This is a genomic window from Roseobacter sp. (assembly GCF_024639605.1).
GTDB lineage: Bacteria > Pseudomonadota > Alphaproteobacteria > Rhodobacterales > Rhodobacteraceae > Roseobacter.
In genome coordinates this window covers 1-5,273 of record NZ_JAHEHZ010000195.1, presented here as the reverse complement: position 1 = coordinate 5,273, position 5,273 = coordinate 1, and the positions used below count along the sequence as shown (strand labels likewise).

Sequence of the window (5,273 nt, the reverse complement as noted above, 5' to 3'; positions counted from 1 at the left end):
CGTTTTGCGTTTTCAGACGGCATATTCTTCGGCGCCTGACCGAATTCGCCCTGCTGAGCGTAGCAATACGTACAGCCGAGATTGCACTTCTGCGCGATTGCCAGCGAGATTGCCTGCAGCGGCGGATCCTGCACCGGCGTATCATCCACAAAGGGCGCACCGTCGAGACCCAGCCGCTGCATCAGCGCATCAACTGCTGCGCGGTCCTGCGACAGACGCGCTGTCTCAAGCTCTGCAAACAGCGGCGCTTCCACTTCGAATAGCCGGCTGCCGTCGGCCAGAAAGACATGCCCGCCTGTTGCTGATGGCAGAAGGTGCAGTGCCGGAAGCGCGGGCGAGGCGGCCTGCATTATGTCGCGGGCGTTGTCGGGGGTCATTTGCCGTCCTGGCTTTCGCCGGGAGCATCGCAGCCACTGATCTGAAACCGCAGCAAAACCTCCCAGTGGCGGAAGAGATCATCGTAATTGATGAGACGCGAATCCACGTAATCGTCCGGCACGTAGTCCCCGGTGCGGCGCCTCTGCAACCAGTTGTCCCCGCTGCTCAGCCCGTCAGGGCCCATTTCGGCATTCACAAAGTCAGGACGCGCAGAAGCCCAGTAATAACAGGAACATTCGCGATAGTCATTCTGCCATGGAGAGCACAGGCCCTGGGTCAGTTCCCCCGCATCGGCAAGCGCCCGGGAGATCAGCACGCTCTCATCCACCCCGATGTCACTCTGATCGCCGTCATCAAAAAAGTGCCGTACTTCCAGTTCCATGACGATCTGATTGCTCCGGTCGCCCGGCGTGAAAACCTGGTATTCTTTTGCGCGCTCCCGGGTGAAAATGCATCTGACCGTCTTACCCTGATAACCGGCGATCACCGGGGCCAGCGCATTCGACCATTCAAGCGGCGCGCGCCCGGCGGGGTTCATGTCTGTCGTCTGCAGGATCATGTTTTTGGGGTCGGATGGTGCCGGTCCTACAATGGGTGCGGTGAACTGGATGTATTCCTTGCCCAGCCGGACAGCCATCAGACGATGGCCTGTCAGATCGAAATCCAGTGACGCATCGCAGGTCACCACCAGGTTGTCGTATTCGCGCAGTGTGACGCCTTTGAACAACCGCCGCCAGACCGCGCGGAAATCCATTTCGAGCCCCGGACAGCAATTGGCGACAGAGCTTGACGGGGTGGAACTGATCGGGTTGCCCTGCGGTTTATAGCTGATCATGGCCGTGCGGTTTTTTGGCTGCAGCAGTGGTTTATCGTCAGAGGCGGGCAGGGGCTCGGGCTGCGCGTTGCTGTACCCCAGCAGTGAGGCGGCCCGTTCGATGGTTGCGATCTGGCGATGTGTCAGCGCGAGGTATCCGTTGTCGGCACCGCACATCATCGCAGGCATTTTGCGGCGTCCGTGGTCGGTGAAGTCGGACACCTCATCGGGGCGTCTGATCACATTGGCAAACCAGGCCTCAGAGCCGCCCTTCAGCGCGGCATAGACCTGAGCGTGAAGTTGTGAAATGGCGAGCGTGTCCACGGTCTGCGGGGGCATGACCGGGCGCAGGGCTCTTTCGGTGTCAGCTGATTCCTCCTGCGGCATCGAATCGAGTGTAAGCGCGGAACGCCCTTTGAAATCATTGCCATTCATCACCGTCAGGTTCATGAAACGCACGGTCTCAAAGGCCCGGCGCACAATGTCTATGGCACGGGCGCGGGTCATTTCGGGCGCTTCATCCCCGGCAAGGCCGGGCCCCTCGAGAACCTGTTCGAGATCATCCGTAAGAGTGCGCAGGAACATCGCATCAGGTGCGATATCGGGCGGGCCGGCACAGATCCGTGCGGTGGATTCCGCCAGTCTGCTGCCGTCGGCGGCGCTGATCTTTACCGTGATAAAACCGTCGCAGGAATCGTCGAAATACCCGCGGCTCACTGCGATATTGTTATTCAGCCAGGACGGTGCGGGCGATGAAATCGCGTACAGTGAAGGCGGCAGCGTCTCGTTGTAATACCCGAGATCTTTAAACGCGTTGTCGTCGGCATCAAACCCGACCCAGTTGCCTTTTGCATAGATGCGCTGATCCGCGGAGACCACATCACCGTCTGTGATGTCTTTGCCCTCCTCTGCCACCGGCCCGTAGATCAGACCGGCACCGGGGGTGAAGCGGGCGCGGATCTGCGGGAACTCTTTGGTGGGCCTGATATAACGCACGCGCCCGAAATCAATGGACCCGTCCGGTGTGAAATTCGGCGCTTTGCCTCGCAGAATCAGCGGGTCATGGCCTTTGCAGGTGCCCTTGAATGTCACCTTGTCCCTGGGGTCATTTGTGCGGCGAAACACCTTGTGATTGGCAACCTCGACAGTCCAGGACACCTCTGCGCCATCTGGAAGATCATCGATGCACAGCGGGCGCAGTGTGTCGCCGTCGTGAGTGAACACTTCCAGAAAGGGTGCCACCGGCCGGATGTGTTCACCGTCGCGGAAAGTGATCTTTTCCGGAGTGCTCTGGCTGAGGCTGCCGTCTGCGGCCACCTCAAAGGTCGGCTCAGGCAGGATTTTCCGGTAGCCCAGCGGATCGTGAGGATCATCACCCAGTGTGAAATTCTCAACCGGTTTCTCCGACGAGCCAAAGCGACCAATTGCGACGGGCGGCAGCAGCCGGATTTTCAGGTCACTCATGTCAGCTGTCCTTTGGTGACGCCGAGACCTGACAGGATAGCTTCGGTCCAGGCGAGTGTCTGTCTGTCGATCGGCAGTTGCGTGCGCAGATAGGCTGCTGCTGTGTCGTCATCATCGGACGCGTCAAGCAGTTCTGTGGCCTGCCTGATTGCCGCCTTCACAAGTTCGCGGTGCAGCATCCAGGTCTCAACCTCTGAATATGGCATGCGCAGGTCAAAAGGGGTCTCAAAAGGCGGACCCGCGAAACGCGCAGCATCTTCGCCGGACGCTCCGAGGGGCATCTGCATCAGAAGGTTGGACACGGTTTTGATATTGTACATTTCCGCAAAGGTCCGGTGGATGAGCATGGTCTCGCGGTCCTGTACGGGGACCTTGTGCTTTGCGCCTGATTTCAGCCGGTGCCCGAGAAAAGCAAGCAGCATCCTGTACCGGATGTTTGCAAACTTCGCCCAGCTGCGCGTGCGGGGATGGGTTATCTGAGTGCTGCCGTCGACATCTTTGCGGACCGAGGGGTTAGAGGCGACATCGCGCGCGGGGCGGAAATCATCGCCCATCTCTTTGAGGTCCTGAAAGATCACCAGAAACCTGTCGAAGTGCGAGATTTCTTCCAGTTCGGCCGTGCCCATATGAGGGGCTTCACCCTGTTCGCTGACCAGCTGCAGTGCTTTGATCGCTTCCGTGCGGGTGCCCACGGGCATGACCAGCATGTTGGTTTCATTCACTGTCTGTATATCGTCTTTCGCCTGTTTTTCAGCAGGGCTGCCATCCGCCGTCAGCATCTTTGGCGCCGGCCGGTAGCGGCGGCCCCAGTCATCCCAGTTGGCCTGTGCGGAATAGGTATCCTCCTGAAAGACGCTGTCGGGGATGCGGTCCTCGTCTTTGAGCAGGTCTATAATCTCGGAATAAATGACATCTACCGAATGAGCTTCGACATTGCGCGGCATGCGTACATCGACCCGGCGTCTGATCTCGTCATAGTCAAAGCGTTTGTAGTGGATATACCGATTGGCCATCGCAGGATGGATGCGCTTACCACCCGATGTCTGACGGGCGGCATCGGTTTCCAGCGTTTCCAGAGGCGGCGCTTCGGTAAAGGCATAGGCCGCTACGGAGGACAGCGAGAACGGCTCGAGACGAAACGGGAAAGGATAGTAGTCAACGTCCCAGGGGAAATTCTGGCGGGCGAGGTTCATCGGCGCTCCGAGCAACCGCAGAAGGTTCTGCACGGTAATGAAATGGCCCATTTCCTCGCGTGCGATTGTCAGAATATGGTCCCGCCAGCTTTCCAGCTTCTGAACCACTTCAGGGGGGTGGCCGCGTGTGTCGATGGAATAGGCGGAATAGAGATATTGCACCATCAGGCCGTGCTCAATCTCTGCCCCGACATTCAGGAGCATCACAAGATGATCGCGCCACGAGACTTCCGGAGCCTTCCGGTCACTGGTTTTTTTGGTTGATGATCTGATGTCGTCGGGAGCCATGATGTTGTCCTGTGATGTTCTCTGCAGCACGGATGCGGATATCCTGAACGCCGGCTGGCGTCAGGCGCGGCCTTTGTCACCTCGTCCGGTATGCGGGCATAACCCGTTGACGGAACAGAAAATTCGGAAATCGTACCCCACCCGTCAATGTTAGGCCTTAATGCTGATTCCAATCAACCTCGGAAGTCAGGCACTGCAGGCGGAAAAAACGCGCAGCCGGAAAATCTGTTGTCCGTGCCGGGAAAAAGTGTCCTCTTGGAACGGCAACATAATTTGGGAGCCAGTCTGATGACAGATAAAGCCACAGCCGACAGCAAACCGGCATATACACGCACGCCCGTGAACCCCGTCAGTTGGGCAACGGAGTACTATAATCAGGGTGAGGTCATTTCCGGAGCCACAAAAACGTTGCGGATTGCCGGTCAGGTTTCTGTGGTGCCTGACCCTGGCAGTGAATGGGGTGTCAAACCGTCCAGGGCCGGAGACATGCGCGATCAGATGGCGGGTGCGCTTGCCGCGCTTGACGAGGTGCTGAAAGCTGCGGGCATGCGCCGGGAAAATCTCGCACATATGCAGTTTTTCGTGACGGACATGCAGGCCGGTCTGGGTGCGGTGGATATTCTGATGGAATGGCTTGGCCCGTGCCGCCCGCCGCAGTCCTTCATCGGGGTGTCGGAGCTTTTTATGGACGGGCTTGTGATCGAGATCGAGGGGTCGGCTGTCGCCTGACGGGCCCTGTTCTGACGCTGTTCAGACAGGTGGTTCGCCATGGGTCCGGAGTTGTCTGACGCTGCCGCCGCCGGCCACGGTTGCGGTTGAAATACGGGGGATTACGTCTCTCGGTACATAGCGTGTGTCGACCTGCCGGACGCCCGGACTGATGCATATCGTGGCCGGGCCCGCCATGCAGTCAGGCGCCACCCGGCGGTCCTGATGCGGGTGGTCTGACAAAGGCGGTTGACGTGGTGGTATGGTAGGCCCGGCAGGACTTGAACCCGCAACCAAAGCGTTATGAGCGCTCTGCTCTAACCAGTTGAGCTACAGGCCCGCCATATGACAGGGGGTAAGGCTGCCGGGCGGCGGCGTCAAGAGCCGCTCTTTACGATGTCGCGCGTTGCAGTCGGACGTTTTATGTT

General features: G+C 58.9%; 3 protein-coding genes, 1 tRNA gene and 1 pseudogene. 1 reads left to right on the top strand and 4 read right to left on the bottom strand.

Annotated elements, in window-relative coordinates:
* The 3 genes and pseudogenes from Q0M35_RS17145 to Q0M35_RS17135 form a co-directional block, all read right to left on the bottom strand.
* A pseudogene (locus Q0M35_RS17145) lies at window positions 1-377 on the bottom strand (hypothetical protein); the annotation flags it as partial.
* Entirely contained in the window at window positions 374-2,656 is a 2,283-nt protein-coding gene (locus Q0M35_RS17140) for a hypothetical protein (RefSeq protein ID WP_295317478.1), read from the bottom strand. The gene Q0M35_RS17140 and the pseudogene Q0M35_RS17145, both read right to left, overlap by 4 nt.
* Complete coding sequence (locus tag Q0M35_RS17135; protein WP_295317477.1) at window positions 2,653-4,137, bottom strand: ferritin-like domain-containing protein; 1,485 nt, start codon at window positions 4,135-4,137, stop codon at window positions 2,653-2,655. Before Q0M35_RS17135 ends, Q0M35_RS17140 begins: the two co-directional genes overlap by 4 nt.
* A 288-nt stretch (window positions 4,138-4,425) precedes the next feature.
* Between Q0M35_RS17135 and Q0M35_RS17130 the strand changes: the two genes are divergently transcribed.
* Window positions 4,426-4,866, top strand: coding sequence for a RidA family protein (locus tag Q0M35_RS17130; RefSeq protein ID WP_295317476.1), 441 nt, complete (start codon window positions 4,426-4,428; stop codon window positions 4,864-4,866).
* A 242-nt stretch (window positions 4,867-5,108) separates the two neighbouring features.
* On the opposite strand, the gene Q0M35_RS17125 is transcribed toward Q0M35_RS17130, so the two are convergent.
* Window positions 5,109-5,185: transfer RNA gene (locus Q0M35_RS17125), tRNA-Ile, on the bottom strand.
* Between the last annotated feature and the right edge of the window lie 88 nt (window positions 5,186-5,273).

What these genes read in the sequence shown, in the direction of transcription:
- Q0M35_RS17135 (WP_295317477.1), bottom strand. Translation starts at nt 4,137, where the DNA reads ATGGCTCCCGACGACATCAGATCATCAACCAAAAAAACCAGTGACCGG.
- Q0M35_RS17140 (WP_295317478.1), bottom strand. Translation starts at nt 2,656, where the DNA reads ATGAGTGACCTGAAAATCCGGCTGCTGCCGCCCGTCGCAATTGGTCGC.
- Q0M35_RS17130 (WP_295317476.1), top strand. Translation starts at nt 4,426, where the DNA reads ATGACAGATAAAGCCACAGCCGACAGCAAACCGGCATATACACGCACG.